This is a genomic window from Nonomuraea sp. NPDC050451 (assembly GCF_044458585.1).
In genome coordinates, this window is record NZ_JBITHZ010000070.1 from 1 (window position 1) to 24,932 (window position 24,932).

A 24,932-nucleotide genomic window follows, 5' to 3' on the forward strand; every position below is an offset into this window, starting at 1 on the left:
GGTGGCAGCCGAGAGGGAACCGGACGCCGCCGCTCTGACGTTAGGTCTCGACGCCTGGCAAGTAGAAGGCATCCGTCCGGTGCCCACGCGACCGCTACCACACCACGAGCACCAAGGAGCGTCCATCGATCTACGGAAAGGCCTCACGGCCTGAATGTTCCCGGCGCTCGAACAGCCCGCCCGTTTCTCGTCTGGCCAGACCGTCCTTACTCGGGGATTAGGCAAGTAGGTGGCGCTGACGTCAGGTGTGGTGGGCCATCTTGATGGCTGAGATCAGCCTGCCGCCGGCGTACTACCCCGCCGTCCTTCCCAGCCGCCGAAGGTCGGCAGCAGCTCCTCCAGCTCCGTCATGGCGTGGGTGATGTTGATGCAGATGCAGCCCCCGCGTGGAGACTGCTTGGACACAGTTGGGACGGACCCGCACCGGAGGTTGTGGTGCTCGCCGACGTGGACGCCGACGTGGACGCCGACGCGTTCCCGCCCGGTCACTCGGGCCTGATGGCCAGCACGGCGCCGGAGACCGCTCGGAGGGTGGCGATGGGGTCGTCGCCGAGGGGGTAGACGCCGACGTGGTCCGCGCCGGCATCGAGGTGCGCGGTCAGGCCGCGCGCGAGGTCGGCCGGGTCGCCGTAGGCAAGCAGTGCGTCGATGACGCGGTCGCTCCCGGAACCGGAGAGGTCCTCGTCGGTGAAGCCCAGCCGCCGGAGGTTGCTCGCGTAGTTGGTGACCTGCAACGCCTTCCCTGGCGGTGCGGCCCGGGCGACGGCGCGGGCCCGCTCGACGTCGGGCTCCGCAAGCGCGAAGTGGCCGGGAAGTAGCAGCTTGCCCGCACCCAGGACCTCCCTCGCCCGCCGGGTGTGCTCGGGCGTGACCATGCAGGGGATGACACCCGCGGTGCGGTCGCGGGCCAACCGCATCATTCTCGGACCGAGGGCGGCCAGCACCACCCGCTCGGCCGGGACGCCGGCCAGCGCCAGTTGGTCCAGGTAGGACACCAGGGTGTCATATGGCGACGCCCACTCGGCGTGGACCTCGCGGTGCCCAACCCCGACGCCGAGAAGGAACCGGCTGGGGTGCCTGGCGACGATTCGGTGGTAGGAGGCGGCGACGGTCTCGGCGTCGGCGGACCACACGTTGACCACGCTCGTGCCGACCACCAGCCGGGTGGTGGCGTCGAGGAGCTTCTCCGCGAAGGCGAGGTCGGCCGGTGGCGATGCGTCCAGCCAAAGCGTGCCATAGCCGGCCCGCTCCACCTCCATCGCGCTCTGCGGGCTCACCTCATGCTCGCGTAGGTGGGCGCCGAGCAGACCCAGATCGATATCCATGATCCGATCCCAGCACCACGCCCCATTCGGAAACCAGGACCAGTTCCGACGCGCTCGATAACCTGGAGGCATCGTCGCAGAACAGGGGGGCTCGGTGGAACTGCGGTCACTGCGCTACTTCATTGCGGTCGCCGACGAACTGCACTTCGGGCGGGCCGCCGAGCGGCTGCACATCGCCCAGCCCGCGGTCAGCAGGCGGATCGCCCAACTGGAACGGGAGCTGGGAGTCCGACTGCTGGACCGTTCACCGCGCCGGGTTCGGCTCACTGCTGCGGGGCACCGGGTGCTCGCCGCGGCGCGTGATGCGCTGGCGGCCGCGGATCGGGTCCAGGCCGCCGCCGGTGCGCCGGCGGGCACCATGCGCATCGGTACCACCGCCGGGTTCACCGCTCGCCTGGAACGCGGGATCGACACGCTGCGCGAGCACTCCTCGGCACTCGGCGTCGACGTCGTGCTGGTCGACCTTCCACTGGCGGCTCGTCTGGACACCGTGCGACGGGGGGAGATCGATCTGGCACTGGCCCGGGGGGTGCGTTCGGCACCCGGGCTGCGGGTGCTGCCGACGTGGACGGAGCAGCTGTTCGCGGTCGTGTCCGTGCAGCACCTCGCCGCCGGTTGCTCGACAGTCGACCTGGCCGATCTCGCCGTCGGCGAACTGCGGATCCCGTCGCGGGACCACGGCCTGTTCCTGCCGGAGGCCTTGAAAGCCGCGATACGGAAGGCCGGGGTCGAAACTCGCGTCGGCCGCCTTGCCGGGACGGTTCAGGACACGATCGTCGAGGTCGGTTTCAATCCGCGTAGCTGGACCGTGCTGCCAGGCGACCAGGTCGCGGAGATCCGCTCCACCCGGGTGCGGGCGATCCCGTTCACCCCGCAGACCACGATCATCGGCAGCGTCGTGGTACCGGTCGACCTCCCGCACACCTGCGTCGCTGCCCACCAGGCAGCCTTCGGAGATTGACCCGTCCACAGCAAGATGCGAACCCGACGCGGTGCGGCGATGGCGGCCCACTCGCCGAGCGTGGGATCGACGGCGCCGCTGCGGAGGGTCGCGACCGACAGGAGGCCTCCGCTGAGCTGGACGGACTACCTGGACGCCGGCCCGGCCTGATGGCCCCCCACTCGGGTCCGCGTCACCAGCCGCAAAGTAACACTGTGTGACTGCCGCTGTGCGGTTTGGCCACATACTCCTTCGGAGGTTGTCACTCGACCGAGCTGCTGGACGGCGCGGAAACCAGCCAGGAAGCCAGTTCCTCAACCACCGATGTATCAGGTCTCATGCGGTGGCAGATGCTACGTCGAGCCGACCGTGGCTTCTACGCACAAGCGGCTGTGCTCCTCAAGCTGCCTTCGATCGAGGAGAAGGTCGAGCACGCCGGTAACGGAAAGCTGAGCCGAATCCTGAGCGATCACCAGCAGTAGCGCGGCAAGCGTGTCGGGATCGGTCTCAGGGCGCCAGTTACGCTTCTGGGCTTGCCGTACATACGACGCTATCAACCGCAGGGTGTCCCGGCGGTAGTGGTTGAGTTCCTCGCTCGACTCCAGGGTGGGCGAACTGAACATGAGCCCGAAGAGGTAGCGGCTCTCGTGAGCGAACGTTTCGTAGGTGTCGTTCATCGCCAGCAGTGCGTGCAGTTCATCGGGCGCTCCGGTGCCGGCCTGCTCGAGTCGCTTGTTCATGCGAGGCATTCGGAAGAAGAGCTCTGTGTTGATCACATTGGTGAGTTCGGCAGTCTGGCGAAGCCGGCGTTCTGCCAGAGTCCTCCCCGATTCCCCCAGGCCACCTCCGACCAGAGGAGTAGGCCGTTCGGCTACACCGCGCCCGCGTAGACCCAGCGGCCGGCGAGACGGACGAAGCGGCTGTGCTCCTCCATCTCCCGGCTCGCCGCGGTCGCTAGCCTGCATCAGTCCTGGTAGGAGTGTGCTGGCAACAGTCATCAGTCGAGCGGCAGCGTCGCTACGTGATCGAGTGACCGGAGAGCTGCCGGCAGTTCGTGCGTGGCGATGACGACGGCGGTGCCGGGCAGGTTCGCGAGGATACCGAGTACGTGCCGGGCGGTATGGTCGTCCAGGCCGGTCGCCGGTTCATCGACGATCAGCACATGGGGCCGGGTGGCCAGTGCCCGGCCCAGGTAGACCCGGCGGAGTTCACCGCCTGAGAGCTCTCTGCCGCCAGGACCAACGGGAGTGCCGGCAGTCAGTCCGCTGTGATCCAGCCACAGCCCGGCGAGGCGTTCGTCGACGTCCTCGTCGGTCATCGCCGGGTCGGCGAGCCGCCAGTTCGACCCGAGCGTTCCGGTGAAGAGGTAGTCGTCGGCGGCGACCGCGGTGACGGCGGGCCGGTTGTCGCCGGGGTGGAGTGATTCCCGCACCGACGAGGCAAGGGCGCGCAGCAATGTGGTCTTGCCGCTGCCGGAGCGGCCTGTGACGACGAGGACTCCCCCTCGGGTGACTCGGGCCCCGATGAGGCGCGCTGGCCGCAGGGCCGTCGGCAGAAGATACCCGTCGAAGCCGATGCCGTGCTGGGTCGCCCACGAGCGCATCGCCGGAACGGTCACGTCGTCCGGAGTGTGTGACGGCGCGCTCACCGTGAGACGCCGGTGCGCGGCCGCCGCTGCGGTTCGGGCTTCTGCGGCGACCCCCAGTTGTTGGGTCTGTGCCACTACGCCGAGCGCGATCAGGGCGACGAACACGAAAGTGGCCGGATCGACGCCGATCCTGCTGACGATCGTGGCCGCCACGGTGGCCCCACCCACCAGCCCGGTGATCAGGGCGGTGCGTAGCCCGCGTCGGCTGATTGCGTCGCGTGCGGAGTCGAGCTGCGCGAACTTCGCCGTCATACGTGCTGCGAGTTGCTCGGAGGCGCCGAGCGACGCCATCTCCGCCCATGCGTCGGTGGCCGTGACCGTTTCCGCGCGCAGAGCCTTGCGCGTGCGTTGCTCGGCCGTACGTCCGGCACCGGAGGTGCGGTACGCCACCAGCGCGATGATCACGACACCGGCCGCGAGCACCGCCGCCGGTTCGATGGACGTGGCCAGCGCAACGGCGAGGACGCCGAAAACAGCCATCGCGGCGGCGACGACGGCAGGTGCGGTGGACTGGATCAGCGCCATCCCGGCGTCGTCGGCATCGGCCATGCTGCGATCGAGGAGGTCACCGGACCACATGCCGTCCAGCCGGCCCCGCTCGGCGGCCGCAGTCTGGTGGAAGAGCTCGGCCCGGGCGGCGGCGACGCCCGCAGGGCGGCCGCGTGCAGCGTCAGGCGCCTGCTGTAGTTCCCGGCGATGCGGGCCAGGGCCAAGGCTCGCACGCCGCCGCTGGGGGCGATGTAGGAGAAGGAGCTGAACGTGGCCGCGCCGGCGACGGCGCAGGCACTGATGAACCAGCCCGACAGGCCGAGCAGGCCGGCGGAGGACAGTTCTGCGATGACGGCGAGCGCGAGACCGGCGCCGGCCAGGGCACGCGCCCGAGGGCGAGGCCGAGGGCCGCCGCTCGGGAGGAGTCGGGCGCTGGTCATCGTGCGCCTGCCAGATTTGCGTGGTGAAGGCGGCCGTTGTCGATGGCGAGCACGGTGTCGGCGGCGGCGGCCAGCGCGAAGGAGTGGGTGGCGATGATGACCGTGCAGCCGCAGGTGGCGCGCCGCAGGGCCTTGACGACGTCGCGTTCGCTGGTCGCGTCGAGGTGGGCGGTCGGCTCGTCGAGCAGCCAGAGCCGTGCTCCGCGCAGGAGGGCGCGGGCGATGGCGATCCTGCGGGCTTCGCCGGTCGACACGCCCCAGCCGCCTTCGCCGAGCCGGGCGTCGAGCCCGCCGGGGAGACGCTCGATCATCGCGCGTAGCCCGGCGGCGTCGACCGCAAGCTCGATCTGCTGCTCGGTTGCCTCCAGGCGGCCGAGGCGGATGTTGTCGCGGACCGTCGCGTCGAGCAGCACGGTCCGCTGTCCCACCCACACGGACTCGCCAAGTGACGGCGGCTGCCGTCCCGAGGTGGTCTCCAACCGGACCTCTCCGGCCGAGGGCAGCCGCATGCCGGCGATCAACGACAGCAGGGTGCTCTTGCCGGCGCCGGACGCGCCGGTCACCGCGGTCCAGTTCCCCGGCGTGAACTCGACGTCCGCGGCGATGGTGTCGTGATCAGCGCCCGCGTAGCGGAACCGGACCGCGTTGAGGGCCACCCCCACGGGACCGCTGAGCCGCGGTCGCGCCACCGGGGTCGCCTCCGTGGGCGTGGCCTCGACGATGTCCCTGATGGCTCCGGCTGCGACGGCGGCGCGTTCACGCACATGGAACGCCGAGGCCATGGCGCGCATCGGGGCGAAGTACATCGGGCACACCAGCAGCACCAGCAGACCGGTGAACAGGCTGAGCCGTGGGGCGTGCGGCACCTGGACGTACCCGAGCAGCGACATGCCGGTGTAAGTCGCGTTCACGGCGATGGAGAACGTGATGACGACGTCCATGATCATCCCGGAGAGGAACGCGCGGCGCAGTACGCTCATCGTCGCCGCGTTCACCCGCTCGGCGGCCCGGGTCAGGATTCGGCCGCGCCGACCGGCCGCGCCGAGTTCACGTAGCGTCCGCAGGCCGCGGAAGCTGTCGAGGACGATGGCGTTGAACCGCTGCGTCGCTGCCTGCTGTCGGTCCGCGCCCTGCTGGGCGAACAACCCGGCCAACCGCATGTTGACCGGGATGAGGGCGCTGGTCAGGACGAGGACGATCGCCGCCGGCCAGTGCAGCACGGCGGTGGCCGCCAAGACGGCGAGCATGCATAGCGGGGCCGACCGGCGCAGCGGCGCGACCTGGGCGTGATAGCCGGCCACGTCGTCGACGTACTCGACCATCGCCAGCGCGGCCTCGGCAGGGCCGGTGTCGCGGGTCCGCCGAGTGACCGGCAGCAGCGCCCCGGCGAGACGCCGCCGCAGGTGGCCGGCCACCTTGAGGGCGCCGCGCCGGCGGAATTCGCCCGCCGCCCAGCCGGCCGCCGTAGCCAGCGCGCCGGTGATGGCGAAGAGTGCCGCGCCCTGCATGGACTGCGCCGTGCTGCGACGCATCACACCCTGGGCGATCCACGCCAGGGCGGCCCAGCGGGCGATGGTGAACACCGTCTCGAGCGTCATCGCAGCGCCTGACAGACCGAACCAGCGCCTTGCGGGTGTGGCACACGCGGCGAGCCAGGTGTCAGCCCGCCGCCCGAGCTCATTCGTCGTCATGAGGACGCCGCTCGTCGACGATCCAGGCGATGCCGCCGGTCAGGGCGATGGCGATCATGCCAAGGGTGGTCAGGAGCCCCGAGTGGACCTGCGGGTAGCCACCGAACATCCCTTGGCTGACGAGGTAGGCGAACAGTCCGAGCACGGTCCAGGCCGCGGCGGCGAGCAGGCGCAGGACGACACGGACAGGAGACGGCAGGACGGATGCGCGATGGGCGCCGCCGTGGCCTGGACTGTGGTGAGCGGTATGGGTGGTCATGAGTGTGCTCCTGCGAGGGCGGGACTGTTCGCGGCGGGGGGTTCACCGGCCGGCGGTCCGGCGTCGAGCTTGCCGGCGAAGGCCCGGTGCGCGAACACGTTGTACGCCAGCACCAGCGGCAGGTTCAGCCCGATGCCGATGAGGACGAAGACCATGGTGTTGTGGGGGCCGACCGCGGCGGTGACGGTGAGATCCGGCGGCATGATGACCGGATATCGAGCCACTCCGAGGGCGAGGAAGACCGCCACCACCGCGACGACGAGCCCGCCGATCGGCAGGGTGTCGGCTGCGCTGGTCTGCTGCTTCCACGGAAACGTGACCAGCGAGACGACGGCTCCCGCGGCGGCGAACAGCAGCAGGCCGCCGAAGGCGAAGGCGCGTCCGGGACTGGCCAGATTCAGCGGCGCTGCGGTGGCGTTGATGGCGAACAGCACCGCCGTCAGCAACCCGGCGGTCACCGCCGTGGCGACCATGCCCCTGCGTGCCGCCGACACGCGCAGACGGCCGGTCGACTTCTTCTTGGTGTAGGCATACCCCAGGGTGGTGTACGCGGCCGTGACGGTGGCGCCGGTCAACACTGAGAACCAACTGAGGGCCCCGAACGCCGTCCCGGCGAAGTCGCCGTCGTGCAACTGCAGAGGGGATGTCAACGTGCCCAGAGTGAGGCCTTGGGCGAACGCGGCCAGCAACGACGCCACGCCGAAGGCGGTGGTCCAGAGACGCGCCGGCGGCGACTGGGACGCGAGTTCGACGCTGACACCGCGCACGATGAGCGAGAACAGCACCACGGTCATGGGCAGGTAGGCGTGCGGAAGGATCGTGCCGAACGCCAGCGGGAACCCGGCCCACAGGCCCACGCCGAGCAGGATGAGCCACGTCTCGTTGCCGTCCCAGCCCACCGCGACCGATTCCAGCATGTGCCGCCGGTGGTTGGCGTCGCGTTCGATGAGAGTGGCCACGCCGACGCCCAGGTCGTAGCCGTCCAGCACGACGTACATCAGCAGGCAGAGCAGCACGACTGCCAGCCACAATGTGGTGATCATCAGGCCGCCACCTCCCGCGGGCCGAGCAGGGCAGGGCTGCCGGAGAGCTGGATCGACGCCGTGCCCGGCGCATCGGGCCGGGGCTCGCGTCGAGGATCGTCCCGCTCCGGGCCGAGGTGAACCGTGTGGAGAATGTAGGCGATGTAGGCCACGAGCATGACGAGGTAGAGCACGGAGAATCCGATCACCGAGAACAGGACCTCGCCGGGCGCCAGCTTCGACACGGCCTCTGAGGTGCGCAGCTGACCGAACACGATCCACGGCTGCCGCCCTGTTTCGGCGGTGACCCACCCGCCGAGGATGGCGAGGATGCCCGCGGGCGTCGTCCAGAGGACGAATCTGTGGAAGCGCCGCGCGGTCCACAGGCGGTTGCGCATGCGCAGGATGGTGGCGGCGAACGCGGTGCCGAACATCAGCACGGCCGCGAAGAACATGACGCGGAAGCCCCAGAAGGTCGCGGCCATGTCCGGCCGGTCGGCCGCCGGGGTGCGATCCAGGCCCGGCATCGCGGTGCCACAGCTGAGATCCTTGGCGGAGATGGCGCTGCCGAGGCAGGGAATGTTGAGTTCGGCGATGTTGCGGGCGGCTTGCTGGTCCGGGATGGCGAACAGGATGAAGCCGGTGTTGCCGCCGGCCCAGTTTCCTTCGATCGCCTCGAGCTTCGGCAGCTGGCTCGGCAGTTCGTGGCCGGAGACGCTGTCACCGAGGTAGAGCTGGACGGGCATCAACACAGCGGCGGCGCCGAGGGCGATCGACATCGAACGGCGGGCGAAGCCCTTCGCCCGTCCCTTGACGAGATACCAGGCCGAGATCCCGGCCATGAAGAAGGCGGCCGAGACCAGCACGGCGGCCACCATGTGCGGCCAGCGCCAGACGAACGACGGGTTGAAGATGACCCGCATCCAGTCCGTGGGCTCGAATCGGCCGTCGACGAGCCGGTATCCGGCTGGTGTCTGCATCCACGAGTTGGCCACGATGATCCAGGTGGACGACAGCAGGGTGCCCAGCGCCACCATGATGGTGGACACGAACATGGTGGGCTTGCGGACGCGGCCTTCCCCGTAGAGCAGGACGCCGATGAATCCGGCCTCGACGAAGAAGGCGGTCACGACTTCCATGCCGAGGATCGGCCCGATGATCGGTCCGGTCTTCGCGCCGTACACGCCCCAGTTCAGACCCATCTCAAACGTGATGACGGCTCCGGCGACCACGCCGATCGCGAAGCCCACGGCGAAGATGCGCCGCCAGAACCGGAACATCTGCAGATAGACCGGCTTTCCGGTGCGCCAGTACATGCCATAGACGACCGACAGAAAGATCGAGAGTCCTACGGTGATCGCCGGGAAGGTCATGTGGAACATGACGGTGACGGCGAACTGCCATCGGGACAGGTCCAGAAGACTCATTGCTGCTCCTTGCAAGCATGGGGTCGTTGCCCATCAGCCTTCGATCACGGGGGTGCCGGCGGAGGCCTGGGTGAATCGCGGCAGGGCCGCGACGCCGACGGCGAGCAGGGCGATGATGCCCATCTGCACGTATTCGACATCGGCGAAGGCATGGGGCACGTTGTGCGGTTCCAGCGCGAGATAGAGGGTGCCGAGGGCGGCCACGCCGAGGGCGAGCCCGCTTTGCTGCAGGGTGATCAGCACGCCGCTGCCGATGCCGGCCAGGTGGGCGGGGACGTCGGCCAGCACGCTGCGGAACAGGCCGGTGAACAACATCGACTGCCCGGCGCCGGCCAGGGCCAGTGGTACGGCCATGGCCCACAGGCTGACGTGCGGCCACTTCTGGACGACTATCGTCACCAGCAGAGCCAGTCCGGCGACCTGCACCACGGCACCGGTGGCCAGGGCGGCACGGCCGAAGCGGGTGATCAGGCGCGGCGCCAGCAGGGAACCGGCGAAGAACAGCAGGGCCATCGGCAGAATCGCCAGACCGCCGTGCAACGCGTCCTCATGCAGTCCGTTCTGCACGGTCAGGGCGAAGACGAACATGAACGCGCCGAAGCCCACGCTGAAGGCCAGCACCATGGCCAGCCCCCGCGACATCGAAGGCAGGCGCAGCAGCGACGGCGGCAGCAGCGGAGTCTCACCGCGGCGCTCGGCGCGCTTCTCCACCACGAAGGTCACGGTGCCCAGCACGACCGCCAGGGCGATCAGCGCCCAGGTCCACCACGGCCAGCCCAGGGAGTGCCCCTCGGTCAGCGGGATGAGCAGGGCGATGAGGGTGGCGGCGAACAACACCGTGCCGGGCAGGTCGATGCCGGCGGGGTGCTGCGAGCGGGTGCCGGGCACGATCCGGGCCGCCACCAGCAGCACGATCAGGCCGATGGGCACGTTGACCAGGAAGATCGGCCGCCATGACGCGCCGGCGATGTCGGCGGACACCAGCAGACCGCCCACCAGCTGTCCGACCACGGCGGCGATGCCGGAGGTCGCTCCGTACAGGCCCACCGCGCGAGCCTTGCGTTCCCCTTCCAGGGTGTGGTGGAACGTCGCCAGCACCTGCGGGATGAGCAGCGCGGCGGTGGCGCCCTGCACGATGCGGGCCCCGATCAGCACCTCGATGGTGGGGGCGATGCCGCACGACAGAGAGGCGACGATGAAGCCCACCAGCGCGCCGAGGAAGATCCGGTGCCGGCCGTAGCGGTCGCCCAACCGGCCGCCCAGCACCAGCAGCGCCGCGTAGGCCACGCCGTATCCGGCGATGATCAGCTCCAGGGACGACGCCGAGGCGTGCAGCGAGGCGTCGATGCTCGGCAGCGCGACGTTCGTGATGAAGAAGTCCATGATCGGCAAGAACGCGCCGGCCAGCAGGATGAAGACCCCGAACGGGTGCAGCCCGCCAGCCTGTGCCATGGCGCGCGGGGATGCGTGCTCAGCACCCGCGTGCTGGGCCGGAATAGCGGTCACGATGGAACCTCCGCCTAGGTAGTTATGAATCCATTACTACTATGAAGATATAACTATTTTTGGTGAACGGTTTACCCTTGAAGGTGTGATGTACGACCTATCGCAGCAGCTGGGCGAAGAGCTCGGCTCAGACGCGGATCCGCGCTGGGCCGACCTGGCGGACCTGGCGCTGATCATCGCCCGGGAGATCCAGTTCCGCGGCTACACCGACGAACGGGCCGTCGAGTTGTCGCCGTCGGAAGGCATGGTGATGCGTCACCTGCAAGGCGATCCCGCCGCCCCGCCCAGCCGGATCGCCACCGCCACCGGGCTGCAACGCACCAACCTGTCCGCCGTCCTGCGCGGGCTCGAAGCCAAAGATCTCATCGAGCGGCGCCCCTGCCCGGACGATCGCCGCGGGGTGACCGTCCACTTGACCGAGCGCGGCAGAACCAACTACGCCCTCGTCCGGCAGGAATGGGCCACAGTCGTCGCAGCAGCCGCCGGCCACGACGCCGGCAACCTCGACGCGGCCCTCACGCTGCTCAAAGCGGTGGAAGCCGGCCTGATCGCAGCCCGATCCGGAACCCCGCCCGCCAAGCCGGCGGCATGAGCCGGCAGAAGCTCGACTCAGTGCCGCGTCGCGGTCCCTACAGCGCGCCCACACGCCCAGGTGTGGCGAGGACTGAAGAAGCCGCCGCCCCCAGCCCTGCCGCACGAGCAATGGTGCAAGTGGTGGAGCGCAGACGGACAGCACTATCGGGTCAACCCGCCCCCCGGCGATCCGGCGCGTGAGGCGATCAGCCGCGCGGCGCGTACAGCCTTCCCTGAGAGACCAATCTTGCGACCACACAAAGTGACGACGGATACTCAGCGTTACTTTGCGGCTGGTGACGCGGACCCGAGTGGGGGGCCCTGCGCCGTGCCGATCGGGTCAGTTGTTCCGGCGGCGCCGATAGTAGGCGTAGGTGACGGCGGCGAGCAGGGGTCCCCACAGCAGCAGCGGGAGGTAGCAGAGGTAGAAGAGCGCCGCCTCCCAGTCGCCTGCTTGAGTGGGGAAGTTGGCCGGAGTCGGCTCGCCTCGCAGGGTCACTCCGGCCAGCTGGGTGATAAAGCAGGCTGTCCACAAGATCGTCGAAGCCACGGCGCCGAGACCGGCGGGGATGACGGCGACCGGCGTTGGCACTCTACGGCCACCCATCCCGGGAATCCAGCGTGGAAATCGTTCCCCCCAGGTGGCGACCAGTCCGACGGCCGTGAACGCCACCAGCTCCGACAGGATCGACAGCAGGGGGGCAGACCAAGTACGAGAGAAAGGGATAGTCATGTCGCTGACCAGGGCGATCACACGGCCCCACCCAGCGTGCCGCATGGCTCGCCAGCACGTTGGCCACCGACGCCAGCGCCTGGCAGATGGTTACCCCCAGACCCGACACAGAGCGCCACCCGCGCCTTACACCGCACCGGGGCAACGACGTTCGGGAACCTGGTGCCCACCGAGCCGTCCCGGCTGGGGACGGTCAAAAGGCAACGGGGGTCCACCGACGTCTTGGTCAATGGGTGATCACGATCTTGCCGTTGGCCTTGCCCTGCTCGACGTAGGCGAGGGCGTCGAGGTTTCGTCGAAGTCGAAGGTGCGGTCGAGCACGGGGCGCAGCGTGCCGGCGTCATGCAGGGCTGCCAAGGCCTTGAGCTGGGCACCGTCGGCGCGCATGAAGAAGAACGAGTACCGGACGCCCAGTCGCTTCGCCCGGCTGCGGAGCTTGCGACTCAGCACGGCCATGACCGGCTTGAGGAGCGGCTGGCCGAGCTGCGCTGCGAAGGCCGGGCCGGGTGGGCCGACCACGCTAATGGCCAGTCCGCCGGGCTTCAGGACCGTCAGCGACTTCTTCAGGCTGGCCGGGCCCAAGCGAGTCGAGGACGACGTCGTAGCCGTTGAGGACGTCGGCGAAGTCGGTCGTGGTGTAGTCGATGGCTTCGTCGGCGCCGAGGTCTCGGACCTTGTCGATGTCGCGGGTGTGGGCGGTGGTGGCGACGTACGCGCCGAGGTGCTTGGCGAGTTGGATGGCGGTCGAGCCGAGGCCGCCGGCGCCGGCGTGCACCAGCATCTTCTGTCCGGGGCGGACGTCGGCGAGGTCGACGAGGCTCTGCTGAGCGGCGAGCGCCACCAGGGGTACGGCGGCGGCCTCGGCGAAGGAGAGCGAGGAGGGCTTGATCGCGACGTCGTCGGCGTCGATCGCGATCGACTCGGCGAAGGTGCCGATCCGCAGGTCACGTGGTCGTGCGTAGATCTCGTCGCGAAGTCGGCCCCGCCCTGGTCGCGCGGGAATAAAGATCGTGGCTGTGAGTGAGCCTTACCCGGACGAGCTGGTCGACGCGGTGGACCTGTATGTCGATGTCCAGCAGGTTCTGCTCCTTCCTGCAAACGCGGTCCGAGTTGGCGGAGCGGCGGCCGAAGTACCACCGTCTGCTGGCGGCGAGGCGTTCGGCGACTGACCGTGCAGTTCAAGCCCGGCGACACCGCGCATGCGGTGGAGCAACTCGACTGGATGCGGGCGCAGTTCTTCGCCAACCGCCCAGACGACCGCCCGGCGGCTCGTCAACCTGCGGGCCGTGCCCTCCGCGGCGTCGAAGCGGGCCGACCGCATCGGATGCCTGTGCAGCGAGGCCGGCCGTGTCCTTCTCAGGTGTGGCGCGGGCGAGGCAGCAAGGCGAACGCACTCTCCGCGATCGAGGTCAGGCGGGCGGGACTGTGGCCGTACGCGCCGACGACATCGGTCCCGCGGATGATGGTCAGCAGAAGGTACGCGAGGTCGTCGGGATCCGCGTCGGGGTCGATGTCACCGTTGCGTTGCGCCGCTCGCACACACTCGGCCACCGCCGTCCGGACCACGGAGAAGCACTCCTTGGCCAGGCGTTTCACCTCGGGGTCGGAGGCGCCGACCTCCAAGGCCATCTTGGCGGCGAAGCAGGCCGCCCCCGCCCGGTCAGGGGCGGGGAGTACGTCGGCGGCGAGTGGCACCCCATGGACGGCGCGGAGCAAGTACTGGTGCAGTCGTTCCAGGGCACCCTCGTCCGGTCCGGCGAGCATCTTCCGCGGCCCCTGGCTCAGCCGGGCGAAGTAGCCGGCCATCGCCTCCAGCAGCACGCCGTGCTTGCCGTCGAACGCGGCGTAGAGGCTGCCGCGGCCCAGGCCGGTAGCAGAGCTGATGTCGTCGACGCTCGTGCCGTTGTAGCCCGAGGCGCGGAACTGCCGCTCGGCGGCATGCAGGACGTAGTCGCGGTCGAAGCTTCGTGGTCTCGCCATACACCGAAGGTAATGCCGACCCGCCGTACTTGACAACTCAGTACAGAACCGCCTAGGTTTCTGACTGTTCAGTACACAATCGTCCTGGCGACCCCGCACTGGGCACGACGAAGTCATGCCCGCAACCGAAGGAACCACCATGCAGACAGCTTCCCCAGTGGCCCTTGTGACAGGCGCCTCCTCCGGGATCGGGCGGGCGGCAGCGCTCGCCCTCGTGGACGCCGGCTTCGCGGTGGTCGGTACGAGCCGCAACGCGGCGAACGCCGGGCCGCTGGCCGGGGTGACGTTCCTCGATCTCGACGTGGCCAGCGACGAGTCGGTCCGCTCCCTGGTCGAGGAGGTGATCGAGCGGTTCGGTCGGATCGACGTCCTGGTCAACAACGCAGGCGTGGGCGCGGTCGGTGCCGGCGAGGAGAGCTCGATCACCCAGGCCAAGGAGGTCTTCGACATCAACGTCTTCGGTCTGATGCGGATGACAAACGCGGTGCTGCCCCACATGCGCGTCCAGGGCGGTGGCCGCGTGGTCAACGTCTCTTCGGTACTCGGTCTGATCCCAGCGCCCTTCATGGCCGTCTACGCCGCCGCCAAGCATGCGGTCGAGGGCTACTCCGAGTCCGTCGACCACGAGCTTCGCGAGCACGGCGTCCGGATGTTGCTGGTCGAGCCGGCCTACACCAGCACGAGTTTCGAGGCGAGCAGCCTGGCACCCGACTCGCCCCTGCCGGTCTACGCCGCGCAGCGGGAGATCGCCCGAGACGTGCTGGCCACCGCCGTGCGCACCGCCGACGACCCGGACGTTGTCGCGAAGGTGATCGTCGCGGCCTCCACCGACTCCAAGCCCAAGCTCCGCTACACCGCCGGCTCGATGGCCGCACGCGTCAGCCTCCTGCGCCGGATCGTGCCCTCGCGCGCCTTCACAACCAAATCCGCAAGCTCAACCGGCTGGCCGGCTGACCCCGCAGGACACCCGGCGCCTGAGCAGACGCCCATGTCCAAAACCAGAGACACCGAAGCCAGCATCAGCATCTGTCGTCCGACCGCTCGTGGAGAAGGCTGACACACATGGAGTTCGAACGCGTCGCCTTCGACCTGCCACACGGCACCTTTCACGCGCTGCAGGGTGGTGATCCCGATGGTCAACCGACGCTCGTCTTGCACGGCTTCCCGGACCATCCGCCGACCGCGACGCCCTTCCTCGCCGAGCTCGGCCGCCGCGGACGTCACGTCGTCGCACCCTGGCTTCGCGGTTACGCGCCGTCCCCAACCGCGGGGCCGTTCGACCTCGCAGCCCTCACCAGCGACGTGCTCGCGCTGATCGACCGCTGGTCTCCCGGGCGAGCCGTGGAGTTGATCGGCCACGACTGGGGCGCCGCGATCACATACCATACCTGCGTCACCGCGCCGGAGCGGATCGAACGCGCGGTCACGCTCGCATTCCCCCACCCACTCACGTTCCTGAGCCGGCCGCGCCCCGCTCAGCTACGCCGAAGCTGGTACATGGGGCTCTTTCAACTGCCGGGAAGCGGCTTGATGGTCGCCGCCCGCGATCTCGCCCTCATCGACCGCCTCTGGCGTCAGTGGTCGCCCGGCCTCTCGCTCGATCCGGCTCTGCAGGCGGAGCTACACGAGCACCTGCGGGCGAGCATGCCCGCGCCCATCAAGTACTACCGGGCGATGTTGCGACCCGGCATGCTTGGGGCGACGCGCCGCCTGTCTCAGCCGATCACGGTGCCCCTGCTGCAGCTCCACGGTGCCGACGACGGCTGCATCCTCCCCCCGCAGGTCGACGACCGACATCGGTTCGCCGCCCCGCACGCGCTGGAGGTCGTCCCCGAAGTCGGTCACTTCCTGCACATCGAGGCCCCCGAGGCGATCGCGGAACGGATCGCGGCATGGGCCCAGTAGCGGATCACTCGACCCTCGCGGCGAGACCACCGGGATCGGCGGCGCGCGGCGGACTCTGACATGGCGTTGCTGCCGACGGCGGGAGGGGGCGGATCTCCGCCCGATGACCAGCGATGCAACCTTCAACCCGCTCGGTCAGAACCGTCAGGTAAACGCTGCTCGTCGATGACGGCGACCATCCGCCGTTGCAGAGGTCGAGCTCCCCGAAGAAAGTTGTGGCCGCCTTCAGAATCGCGTCCTCACGCAGCCGACGGTTCTCCTCGTTCTCCTCGATCGTGACACCGGGCGCCTCGCCGCCGTCAATCTCGGCCTGGGCGACCCAGCGCCACAACGACTTCTACCTACCGCGACCTTCTTGGACACCGCCAGCACCGCCACGGTATGTGGTCGGGTACTCGGCACGGTGCTACAGCACCAGCCGGGCAGCTCGGGCCCCAGCTCGGGATCCAACCGCTTCGGCATGACATGCATCCCTTCCAACTCAGAAAGGATGCGGCATCAAACCGGCAAGGCCCCGCGAGGAGCATCGACTGCTCCTGGATGCGATCCGGCGCTGGGGCTCGGTGGACGCCGAGCGCGATTGCGCTCCGGGCACATCCGCCGGACCGGGGTCGAGCTGACCCGGCATCCGGAGCTGTTCAACCATGGCTCGCCGTAAGGCTCGGGTCAGAACGTCCTTCTGCTGGCGAGGTAGGCGTGGACTGCGGAGATGACCACGGATCCCTCGCCGACGGCCGATGCCACCCGCTTGACGGAGTCTGCGCGTACGTCACCGACGGCGAACAGCCCGGGTATCGAGGTGGCGAAGCTGTCGTGGGTGAGCACGAAGCCCTTGGCGTCGAGGTCGACGCCGATGTCGTGCAGCCAGGGCGTGCAGGGGTCCGCGCCGATCATCAGGAACAGTGCGGCCGCGTCGAGTCGTACGTCCCGGTCGCGGGCGCGGTCGTGCCAGGTCAGCCCGCTGAGCCGGCTGCTGCCACGGACGGCGGTCAGTTCGCAGCGAGGGTGCACGGTGATCCGCTCGTGGTGGGTCAGGCGCTGCGCCAGGTAGTTCGACATGGTGTCGCGCAGGTCATCGCGGCGGATCAGGACGTGGACGTGGCCGGCGTTCCGCGCGAGAAACAGGGCCGCCTGGCCGGCGGAGTTGGCGCCCCCGACCACGACGGCGTTCCGCCCGGAGACCTGGTTGGCCTCCAGTTGGCTTGCGGCGTAGTAGACGCCACGGCCCTCCAGGTCGGCCAGGCCAGGCAGGTCCAGGCGCCGGTAGCGCACGCCGCTGGCGATGATCACCGCTGAGGCGAGGACGTCGTGCTCGTCGTCGAGCCGCACCCGAAACCCGTCGGTCACCTCCGACAGCCCAGTGACTGAGCGGGGTGATAGAAGCCTGGTCCCGAACTTGACCGCCTGCAGCATCGCGGCCCGTGCCAGTTCAACCCCGGACACGCCGCGGTAGAAGCCGAGGTAGTTCTCGATCCGCGACGAGCTGCCGGCCTGGCCGCCGATGGCGACGTCCTCGACGACGACCACGTCCAGTCCCTCCGACGCCCCGTACACGGCAGCGGCCAGCCCCGCCGGTCCGGCGCCCACCACCAGCAGGTCACACCGGGAATCGTCGGCGATGCCCCACAGGTCGATTCCCAGCGCGGTTGCCAGGTCTCGCGTGGTAGGCGCCGTCATGACGCGGCGCTGTGCCGTGACAACGGCCGTACCGGTCTCGGGCAAGGCACAGGTCTGCGCCAGCTCCGACCACGCCGACGGGTTCGAGCGCAGCACCGTCCGGTAGGGAATCTGGTTGCGTTCAGCGAAGTCCTGGAGGCGGTGCAGGTCGCGGTCGTCGTCTCCGGCCAGTACCAGACCACCCTCGCCCTTCCTGCTCAGGAAGCGCCGCCGGGCGTCCAAAGCGGACAGCAGGACATCGCTCAGCTCCCCCGAGATCTCCACCAGCCGGCGCAGTTCCTCCACCCGAACCCGCAGGATCGCGGTGTCTTCCATGGCCACGCCCTGGAAGACGGCGCGTTGTCCCATCAGCATGCCCAGCTCGCCGACGAAGTCACCGGCCTCGATCACGAAGACGACCCGGTCCTCCCGGCGGTCCACGAGGAGCACGCCACCGGTCAGCACGAGGTGCAAGTCGGTGGGATCACCGGCGTCCCACAGCAACTCGCCGGGCGCGGGGTGCAGTTCCTCACCGGATGACCGCAACAGGTCCAGGGCGTGTTGGCTCAACACCGGCCAGGCCACCTCATCGACCTCGCCCAGCCGACGGGACGAGTAATGGGTCAGCTCGTCCGGCACGGGGATGATGCTCATGCTTCTCCCTTGTCTGGCAGGCGAATCACTCCGGTCACGATTCTTCTCCGCTCGTTTTGCCGGCGTCGGCCCCGACTTCCGTTTCCCTGGGCTCAACTCTCGCCACGGCCATCGCCGCCGTGCCCAACCACCACAGCGAGCGTCCTTCGTGGACCTGACCAGTCTGATCGTATGGCCGACCTGCCGTACTTTGACAAGTCAGTACAGAACCGCATAGGTTTCTGACAGTTCAGTACACAACCGTCCTGGGCTCGCCGGACCGGCTTGGTCCGGGCTTGCGGGACCGTGATGCCGCGAAGGCGGCTTGGAGGTTGAACTCATGACACAGGTGGCCCAGCCGCTCTTCGGCGAGGACTCCGCGAGCGATGCGCTGGCCGAGGGGACCGTCGACGTGGTGGTGATCGGCGGGGGCGCCGCGGGGCTGAACGGTGCGCTGATCCTCGCCCGCTCCCGCCGCTCGGTCGTCGTGATCGACAGTGGCTCCCCGCGCAACGCGCCCGCGGAGGCCGTGCACGGCTTCATCGTCTTCGACGGCACTCCGCCGTCGGAGATCCTTCGACGGGGCCGCGAGCAGGTGCGCCAGTACGGCGGACGCGTCGTCCAGGGCGAGGTGGTCTCGGCCGAGCCTGCCGCTCCGTCGGCGGACGGGGACCTGCGGTTCACCGTCACCCTGGCCGACGGCCGCAGCGTCACCGCTCGCCGCATCCTGGTGGCCACCGGCCTCACGGATGTGCTGCCGGAGGTGCCCGGGCTCGCCGAGCACTGGGGGCACAGCGTGGTGCACTGCCCGTTCTGCCACGGCTGGGAGGTGCGCGATGAACCCATCGGTGTCCTCGCCACCGGCCCGGCCTCCATCGGCCACGCATTGCTGTTCCGTCAGCTGACCGAGGACCTGACCTACTTCACCCACGGCACCGAACTGGACGAAGACAGCCGCGCCCGTTTCGCCGCCCGTGGCATCCGCGTCATCGACACCCCGGTCACCGAGGTCGTCAACGACACCGGCGGTGCCCTCGCCGGGGTGCGCCTGGCCGATGGTCAGGTCGTGGCCCGCCGCGTCCTCGCGGTCGGCCCGCGGATGCAGGCCCGCATCCAGGGCCTGGAAGGTCTGGGCCTGCCGGTGCAGGACCTGCCGAACATGGCCCGCGGTTTCGCCTCCGGCGCGGCCGGCATCACCGAGGTGCCGGGTGTGTGGGTGGCCGGCAACGCCACCGATCCGGTCGCCCAGGTCGGAGCCTCCGCAGCGGCCGGCGCGCTGGCCGGCGCCGACATCAACAAGGTGCTGGCCATCGCGGACACCGACGCGGCCCTGCAGGGGATCGTCGAGGTAGGCCCAAAAGGGGCCACAGGATGATCTTGAAGCACTGAGATCTCAGCCCGTCACCCGCTCGCCTCACCTTCGTTGGTGAGGAACCGATCTGTTTTCCCAGGTGGAAACCGATCAGTTTCCAGACGGTTTTCAGCCATGCCCAGCAAGCAAGCAGCAGGAGCGTCCCGCCGAGGTCAACGCCACACTCCTCGGCTTCCTCGCCCGCCTCGACGTCTCCACATCCTCGGCTTCCTGAACGGCCGACCCACCCCAACCAGATGGAGGACACGACAATGTCGGACCGCAATCCCATGGACAAGAACACGACATCGCGACAGCGGGCCCTGGTGGTCGGCCTCGGGATAAGCGGGATCGCCTCCGCGCTGCGACTGCATCGCGCGGGCTGGGACGTGGTGGTGCTGGAGAAGGCCCCCGAGCGGCGCCGCGGCGGATACTTCATCGCCCTGTTCGGGACCGGGCTCGCCGCCGCGCAGCGGCTGGGCATCGCCGATGCGGTGCCGAATCGCTTCGCTCCGGAAGGCGTGAGCTACGACGTCGACCGCACGGGCCGGCGCCGCCGCGGTGTGGGCTACGCCGATGTGTTCGGCGGGTCTCGAATGGTGATGCGGGGCGACATCGAAGACGCGGCCTTCACCGCCCTGCCCGACGAGGTCGAGATCCGGTACTCGACCGTGCCGATCGCGCTGGACCAGTACCTCGACGGGGTGGACGTCGAGATCCGCGACCTGACGACGGAGACGACGACCGTCGAACGGTTCGACCTGGTGGTCGGGGCAGACGGACTGCGCTCGACGGTGCGCCGGCTTGCGTTCGAGCCCGAGCAGAGCCCGATCCGTCGGCTGAACTACATGATCGCCGTGTACAGCCTGCCCGAGCCGGTACCCGGCTACCGCCTACAGGACGGGCTGTACATGGCCGAGGCGGGCCGATCGGTGTGGGTGTTCTCGTTCGCCGACCGTCCGCCGTCGGTGCTGTTCTCCTACCGCACCGACGACGTGGACGCCGAGTTCACCCGGCCGGCCATCGACTCGCTGCGCGCCGCCTACGGCCCCGAGCCCACCGGCTCCACGCTCGGTTGGCTGCTCGACCAGTTCGAGAAGGCCCCGGACCACCTGTTCGACTCCGCCGAGCAGGTGCACCTCGACCACTGGCACCGCGGCCGAGTCGTGCTCGTCGGCGACGCCGCGTGGTGCCTGACCGTTTACTCCGGCATGGGGGCATCCACCGGCCTGGCCGGGGCGGACCTGCTCGGCACCATGCTGGAACGCCACCCGCACGACGTGCCACGAGCGCTGCAGGACTGGGAGGACCACCTGCGCCCGTTCATCGACCACCACCTCGGCAGCGGTGTGAGCATGCGCGGTTTCTTCACCCCAGGCAACCGCGCCGAGTTGCTGCTTCGGTCCGTGATGATCCGCCTCGCCCGGCTGCCGATCGCCGGCCGGCTGCTCGCCAAGATGATGACCAACAGGGCGCGGATGAAAAGTCTGGATATCGCCGCCGCTGCAGCGTGAGTGGAGTTCCTCGAATACGAGCGGGAGAACGAGGTCGTCTGGGCCCGCAACTTCGTCGAACGAATGCTCGGACGCAGGTCGCGGGGATGGCCGGGAGGGTCATGTACCGGAGAATAGGCTGTTATCACGTACATGCCTGGACTCTTCGCGGCAAGTGCTAGGCGGGCGGTGCCTGTCATGTCCGGGCTGTCATCGCGGGGCGGCCAGCCAGCACCAACCGCCTCCATGATCAAGCGGCCAGCTCGACGTCGCTGAAGTCGACCTCCTTCAGCAGCGGATCGAATGGATCGGGCCGGTGACGAAGCTCATCGGTCGCGTACGCACCGAAGCGGCTGATGTGCGCACGCAGGTAGGGGGCGATCTGGCCGAGGTGGTCGGCGGTGATGCTCCAGCCCTCGGCGACAAGCTGCCGCACGACGTCGGAGATGTCCAGCGCGTTGTGGAAGACGACCAGGTTGGCCAGCAGGGTGTTGAACTTGATCAGTTTCTCCTGCTCTTCGGGGTCATTGTCGGCCAGCACCCCGCCGAACCCGAGCCACTTGGAGAATCCGTTGTAGGACTCGACCTTGTTGGTCGCCGCGGTGACGCGCGCCCGCAGCGCCGGGTCGGCAAGATACCGCAGCAGGGCGACGGTCCGTACGCTGCGGCCGACCTCACGGAAGGCCTTGTAGATGCGGTTCTTGCGGGAGTTGGACCGCAGGCGCCGCATCAGCGTGGCCGAGGACAGGCAGCCCTCGCTGATGGAGATCGCAACCTGCATCAGGTCGATCCAGTGCTTGTCGATCAGCTTCCAGTCGATGACGTTGCGGCCGCTCTCGCCGAACAGCTGGTCGATGTGCGGATAGGCGATCTTCTCGGAGGCGCGGAAGAAGATCAGGTCCTTGAAGTTGCGGATGCGTGGCATCAGGTCGAACCCGAACAACGTGGCCAGGGTGAAGACCGGGAAGTTCTGGCCCTGGGTGTCGGCATGCACGGTGGAGGGCTGGATGTCGGAGTCGTTGGCCAGCAACCCTTCGATCAGGTGCACCGCCTCCCACACCCCGCACGGGATGAACCTGGAGAACAGCGCCACGTAGGTGTCGGAGATGTAGTGGTAGGCGATGCCGCCGAATCCTCCGTACCGGATGCTGGTTTCGGCCAGGAGATTGTCGATGTAGGTGTCGACCTGGGTGCCGTCGGCGGCCACCGTGCTGCCGTCGCCCCAGGCCTTGATCACGTCCAGCTCGGCGAAGGCGTTGACCACGTCGGCGATCGCGGCGTTCAGCTTCTTCAGGGTGATGTGCCGGTTGCGGACCATGGACAGCTCGCGGGCGGTGACGCCGGCGATGTGCTTGGCCGCCTCGTACGGGCCGATGTTGATGCCGCCGGTGAACACAGCCAGCGAGTACCGCCCCAGCTTGTCCTTGATCTTGGGGTCGGAGCCGGAGGCGGGGCCGAAGTGGCGATACCAGGTGAGCCAGTGGGCGGTGCGCGCGACGATCGACAGCAGCGAGCGTTCGGGCATGCGCCGCTCGATCTCGGCCGCCAGCCGCTCGGCCTCCGCATCGCTGCCCTTACCGCGGCGGCGCTTGAGGGTGGGCACACCACCTTCGTCGATGACCAGGTCGGCGTTGTCGAGGTAGCCGGCGTCCAAATGCGCGGCCGCGCTCAGATGGGCGTCCTTGAGGTGGGCGACGAAACCGGCGGGGGTGTCGGGCAGGCCGACCTTCTCGCAGAAGGCGGCCAGTTTCGGCTGGCATTCGTCCCAGGGCAGCAGGTGGGCGCTCCAGTCGGCGTACTCGTTCGAGCCGAGCACGGCCACGTCGCCGGTGCGCAGTTCCTCGGCCAGGTAGCAGAACACCATGGCCTCGAAGTGCCGGCGCGCGACCATGCCGGGCCGTCTGCGGTCGGTCACCGCGCGCCGCCAGTTGCCCGAGGCGAACGCTATGCCCGACTCCGGGACGTCCTCCTCCACCGGGGGCGGCAGCGGGATGAAGTCGCGCCGCTTGGGTGAGTGCTCGCGGGCGTGCGCCAGCGCGGCCAGTACCGAATCGTCGCTGGAGGTGGACTTCAGCCGCAGCTTGCCCGCCAGTTCGAACAGCGCCGGCCGGTCCTTCTTGAAGAACCGGTACACCAGCAGCTCGTGGGCGTCGTCGTGGAAGGCGGCGACCTCCTCGAACCCGACCGGCAGGCACGACAGTTCGACATGATCACTGAGTTGTTGCGTCAACTGGTTCCGCTGGCCCGCCAGGCCGCTCTGCTGATCGAGTCCCAGCGCCTGCAGCAGCTCGGCGGCCCAGAAGCCGAGCTCGCGCGGGCGCGCCTGGGGCTCGTCAACCCGGTGGCGGTCGACGAGCTGCAGGCACTCACCGACCGCCTCACCTGCTTCGCCGCGGAGCTGAGCGCGGCGGCCTGGCCCGACTGGGACAGCCCCGAGCGCAGAATGCAGCGGGCGATCGGCCTGATGCCCGACCCTGAAGACGTGGCCCACCTCGCCGACCAGCTGCGCACCCTGCTGGCCCCGTCGCTGGCCCTGGCCCCCGTCCCGCAGGCGCTCCGGCTGCAGGCGTTGGCCGATCAGATCAGCGCCCGGCCTGGTCTGTGCGCGGCGCCGGGGTGCCAGGCCCAGCTGGCCACCGCGGTCACTGGGCGGCCCCGCCGGTTCTGCAACGCGGCTTGCCGCCAACGCGCCCGCCGCGCGCGCAACGTCCCTGCCGGCGTTCCGGATGGCGGCCACGGGGGCGACGTCGACCAGACCCCCGTCGGCCCCGTCGACCCGAGTGACCAGGACGTCGCCGGTGCGGCCTGGCTCGCCGAGCTGTTGCAGGCGTTGCCGGCCGAAACCCGGCCGCTGCCGTCGGTTGCTCCCTACGATCAACTCCTTGCCCGCCGCCCGTCCCCGGGCAAGAGTGGCCGGGCGGGGGATGTCATCCCGCCGCCGTTCGGCCACGACTGGGGCGACACGTGCGTCACGCTGCTGCGTGAGGACGGCTGGTGGTCCCTGCACAGCCCGCACGCCTCGCTCGGCGTGCCCGGCTTCGGGCCGCATGGCACGATCACCGCGCGCGGGGTCACTGCCGCCCAGCGCGCGGCCGCGGCCGCCGTCACCAGGCTGACCGGCCGCCAGGTGCTCGGCTGGACCCGCCAGGAACACGGCCGGACCCTGCGGGACACCTCTTCCTGGTCTGCCCGGCTGGGCGCCCTGCCCTCCTGAGGGAGCGCGAAAGAGGTCTTGACGTTTCGCCGTGCACCGCCCGCCTGGAATCTCTACCCTGCCGAGGGTGGTGAGGAATAAGCCGGTGGGCGATGAGCAGGGCCGGGGCGATCACGAGGAATCACCGAGCGATGCGTCCATGGATGTCTTCAACGCCGTGGCCGCCATCCGCATGGCCTCCTCCAGAGCGCTGGCGCTGCTGTACAGGCAGCAGATCGACTTCTCCGCCGATCGCGCCCGGGCCGTCGCCGAACTCTGCGACGGCACCGAAGCGGCTATCGCCGCCATCCGGGACATCGCGACCGCCTCCGCCCTGGACGACGCCGCGCTGGCCGCTTTCCTGGACGAGAACGGCACGCCGCTCTAGACGCCGGATCCGGGCGGCCACACAACGCCGCGAGCAGGAAGCCGCCCGCCAGGCCGCCGAGAGTGCCCAGGGTGCTGCCGGTCACGGACGGGTAGCGTCGACGCCTCGGGCGGCCGGTTCTTTCAGGGGCGACGTCGGTTTGGATTTCACCCCCGACTTCCGTGGCGTGGTTAAGACCGCAACCCCGACAGGGAGCGTATCGCCAGGTCAGATGGTTTTCGGGCACGCGTTGGCCGCCCCGACTCGCCTATGGCGACTCCTGGATATGTGCGCGGGCGGG

General features: G+C 69.2%; 23 protein-coding genes and 1 pseudogene. 9 read left to right on the plus strand and 15 right to left on the minus strand.

Going from position 1 to position 24,932, the window contains the following annotated elements; all coding sequences use genetic code 11:
- Positions 1-485: 485 nt before the first annotated feature.
- On the minus strand, positions 486-1,325 hold the full coding sequence (locus ACIBI9_RS65775; protein ID WP_397238920.1) for a TIGR03620 family F420-dependent LLM class oxidoreductase: 840 nt from the start codon (positions 1,323-1,325) through the stop codon (positions 486-488).
- A 94-nt stretch (positions 1,326-1,419) separates the two neighbouring features.
- Between ACIBI9_RS65775 and ACIBI9_RS65780 the strand changes: the two genes are divergently transcribed.
- Positions 1,420-2,286 carry a LysR family transcriptional regulator gene (locus ACIBI9_RS65780; RefSeq protein ID WP_397238922.1) on the plus strand — a complete coding sequence of 289 codons (867 nt, stop codon included), beginning with the start codon at positions 1,420-1,422 and terminating at the stop codon, positions 2,284-2,286.
- Positions 2,287-2,618: 332 nt separating this feature from the next.
- Here ACIBI9_RS65780 and ACIBI9_RS65785 read toward each other — a convergent pair whose 3' ends face one another.
- From ACIBI9_RS65785 to ACIBI9_RS65820, 8 genes are all read right to left on the minus strand, one after another.
- Positions 2,619-3,005 carry a hypothetical protein gene (locus ACIBI9_RS65785; RefSeq protein WP_397238924.1) on the minus strand — a complete coding sequence of 129 codons (387 nt, stop codon included), beginning with the start codon at positions 3,003-3,005 and terminating at the stop codon, positions 2,619-2,621.
- 257 nt (positions 3,006-3,262) lie between these two features.
- Positions 3,263-4,462 (minus strand): ATP-binding cassette domain-containing protein, encoded by a 1,200-nt coding sequence (locus ACIBI9_RS65790; protein ID WP_397238926.1) that lies wholly within the window; start codon positions 4,460-4,462, stop codon positions 3,263-3,265.
- Positions 4,429-4,842 (minus strand): hypothetical protein, encoded by a 414-nt coding sequence (locus tag ACIBI9_RS65795; protein WP_397238928.1) that lies wholly within the window; start codon positions 4,840-4,842, stop codon positions 4,429-4,431. Before ACIBI9_RS65795 ends, ACIBI9_RS65790 begins: the two co-directional genes overlap by 34 nt.
- Positions 4,839-6,440: an ABC transporter ATP-binding protein/permease gene (locus ACIBI9_RS65800; RefSeq protein WP_397238930.1), complete on the minus strand. Its 1,602-nt coding sequence runs from the start codon at positions 6,438-6,440 to the stop codon at positions 4,839-4,841. Before ACIBI9_RS65800 ends, ACIBI9_RS65795 begins: the two co-directional genes overlap by 4 nt.
- 79 nt (positions 6,441-6,519) lie before the next feature.
- Positions 6,520-6,792: a hypothetical protein gene (locus tag ACIBI9_RS65805; protein WP_397238932.1), complete on the minus strand. Its 273-nt coding sequence runs from the start codon at positions 6,790-6,792 to the stop codon at positions 6,520-6,522.
- Positions 6,789-7,835: a cytochrome d ubiquinol oxidase subunit II gene (locus ACIBI9_RS65810; RefSeq protein WP_397238934.1), complete on the minus strand. Its 1,047-nt coding sequence runs from the start codon at positions 7,833-7,835 to the stop codon at positions 6,789-6,791. The genes ACIBI9_RS65805 and ACIBI9_RS65810 overlap by 4 nt, the downstream gene beginning before the upstream one ends.
- Positions 7,835-9,241, minus strand: coding sequence for a cytochrome ubiquinol oxidase subunit I (locus ACIBI9_RS65815; RefSeq protein WP_397238936.1), 1,407 nt, complete (start codon positions 9,239-9,241; stop codon positions 7,835-7,837). Before ACIBI9_RS65815 ends, ACIBI9_RS65810 begins: the two co-directional genes overlap by 1 nt.
- A 33-nt stretch (positions 9,242-9,274) precedes the next feature.
- Positions 9,275-10,747 (minus strand): MFS transporter, encoded by a 1,473-nt coding sequence (locus ACIBI9_RS65820; protein WP_397238938.1) that lies wholly within the window; start codon positions 10,745-10,747, stop codon positions 9,275-9,277.
- Between the two features lie 88 nt (positions 10,748-10,835).
- On the opposite strand from ACIBI9_RS65820, the gene ACIBI9_RS65825 reads away from it, so the two are divergent.
- Positions 10,836-11,339, plus strand: a complete 504-nt coding sequence (locus ACIBI9_RS65825; RefSeq protein ID WP_397238970.1) for a MarR family winged helix-turn-helix transcriptional regulator — start codon at positions 10,836-10,838, stop codon at positions 11,337-11,339.
- A 321-nt stretch (positions 11,340-11,660) separates the two neighbouring features.
- Here the strand turns inward: ACIBI9_RS65825 and ACIBI9_RS65830 are convergent, their stop codons facing one another.
- Both ACIBI9_RS65830 and ACIBI9_RS65835 read right to left on the minus strand, forming a co-directional pair.
- Complete coding sequence (locus ACIBI9_RS65830; protein ID WP_397238940.1) at positions 11,661-11,912, minus strand: hypothetical protein; 252 nt, start codon at positions 11,910-11,912, stop codon at positions 11,661-11,663.
- Positions 11,913-12,290: 378 nt separating this feature from the next.
- Positions 12,291-12,834: pseudogene (locus tag ACIBI9_RS65835) on the minus strand (zinc-binding dehydrogenase).
- Positions 12,835-13,069: 235 nt separating this feature from the next.
- On the opposite strand from ACIBI9_RS65835, the gene ACIBI9_RS65840 reads away from it, so the two are divergent.
- Positions 13,070-13,222 (plus strand): hypothetical protein, encoded by a 153-nt coding sequence (locus tag ACIBI9_RS65840; RefSeq protein ID WP_357618242.1) that lies wholly within the window; start codon positions 13,070-13,072, stop codon positions 13,220-13,222.
- Between the two features lie 187 nt (positions 13,223-13,409).
- Here the strand turns inward: ACIBI9_RS65840 and ACIBI9_RS65845 are convergent, their stop codons facing one another.
- On the minus strand, positions 13,410-14,033 hold the full coding sequence (locus ACIBI9_RS65845) for a TetR/AcrR family transcriptional regulator (protein ID WP_397238942.1): 624 nt from the start codon (positions 14,031-14,033) through the stop codon (positions 13,410-13,412).
- A 139-nt stretch (positions 14,034-14,172) separates the two neighbouring features.
- Here ACIBI9_RS65845 and ACIBI9_RS65850 point away from each other — a divergent pair, with 139 nt between their 5' ends.
- Positions 14,173-15,090, plus strand: coding sequence for an oxidoreductase (locus ACIBI9_RS65850; RefSeq protein ID WP_397238944.1), 918 nt, complete (start codon positions 14,173-14,175; stop codon positions 15,088-15,090).
- Positions 15,091-15,095: 5 nt separating this feature from the next.
- Positions 15,096-15,938 carry an alpha/beta fold hydrolase gene (locus ACIBI9_RS65855; RefSeq protein WP_397238946.1) on the plus strand — a complete coding sequence of 281 codons (843 nt, stop codon included), beginning with the start codon at positions 15,096-15,098 and terminating at the stop codon, positions 15,936-15,938.
- A 4-nt stretch (positions 15,939-15,942) separates the two neighbouring features.
- On the opposite strand, the gene ACIBI9_RS65860 is transcribed toward ACIBI9_RS65855, so the two are convergent.
- Entirely contained in the window at positions 15,943-16,269 is a 327-nt protein-coding gene (locus ACIBI9_RS65860) for a hypothetical protein (RefSeq protein ID WP_397238948.1), read from the minus strand.
- A 335-nt stretch (positions 16,270-16,604) separates the two neighbouring features.
- A complete protein-coding gene (locus ACIBI9_RS65865) occupies positions 16,605-18,248 on the minus strand; it encodes an FAD-dependent oxidoreductase (RefSeq protein WP_397238950.1) in 1,644 nt (547 codons plus the stop codon).
- Between the two features lie 319 nt (positions 18,249-18,567).
- Between ACIBI9_RS65865 and ACIBI9_RS65870 the strand changes: the two genes are divergently transcribed.
- Positions 18,568-19,602, plus strand: coding sequence for an NAD(P)/FAD-dependent oxidoreductase (locus ACIBI9_RS65870; RefSeq protein WP_397238952.1), 1,035 nt, complete (start codon positions 18,568-18,570; stop codon positions 19,600-19,602).
- A 248-nt stretch (positions 19,603-19,850) separates the two neighbouring features.
- Positions 19,851-21,092: an FAD-dependent monooxygenase gene (locus ACIBI9_RS65875; RefSeq protein ID WP_357618265.1), complete on the plus strand. Its 1,242-nt coding sequence runs from the start codon at positions 19,851-19,853 to the stop codon at positions 21,090-21,092.
- Positions 21,093-21,321: 229 nt separating this feature from the next.
- On the opposite strand, the gene ACIBI9_RS65880 is transcribed toward ACIBI9_RS65875, so the two are convergent.
- Complete coding sequence (locus tag ACIBI9_RS65880; protein WP_397238954.1) at positions 21,322-23,301, minus strand: transposase; 1,980 nt, start codon at positions 23,299-23,301, stop codon at positions 21,322-21,324.
- On the opposite strand from ACIBI9_RS65880, the gene ACIBI9_RS65885 reads away from it, so the two are divergent.
- Together ACIBI9_RS65885 and ACIBI9_RS65890 are read left to right on the plus strand one after the other, a co-directional pair.
- The gene (locus ACIBI9_RS65885) at positions 23,290-24,285 is read left to right on the plus strand and encodes a hypothetical protein (RefSeq protein ID WP_397238956.1); all 996 of its coding nucleotides are present in this window, start codon (positions 23,290-23,292) and stop codon (positions 24,283-24,285) included. The two genes, ACIBI9_RS65880 and ACIBI9_RS65885, sit on opposite strands and share 12 nt — an antisense overlap.
- 85 nt (positions 24,286-24,370) lie before the next feature.
- Entirely contained in the window at positions 24,371-24,652 is a 282-nt protein-coding gene (locus ACIBI9_RS65890; RefSeq protein WP_397238958.1) for a hypothetical protein, read from the plus strand.
- Positions 24,653-24,932: the final 280 nt, after the last annotated feature.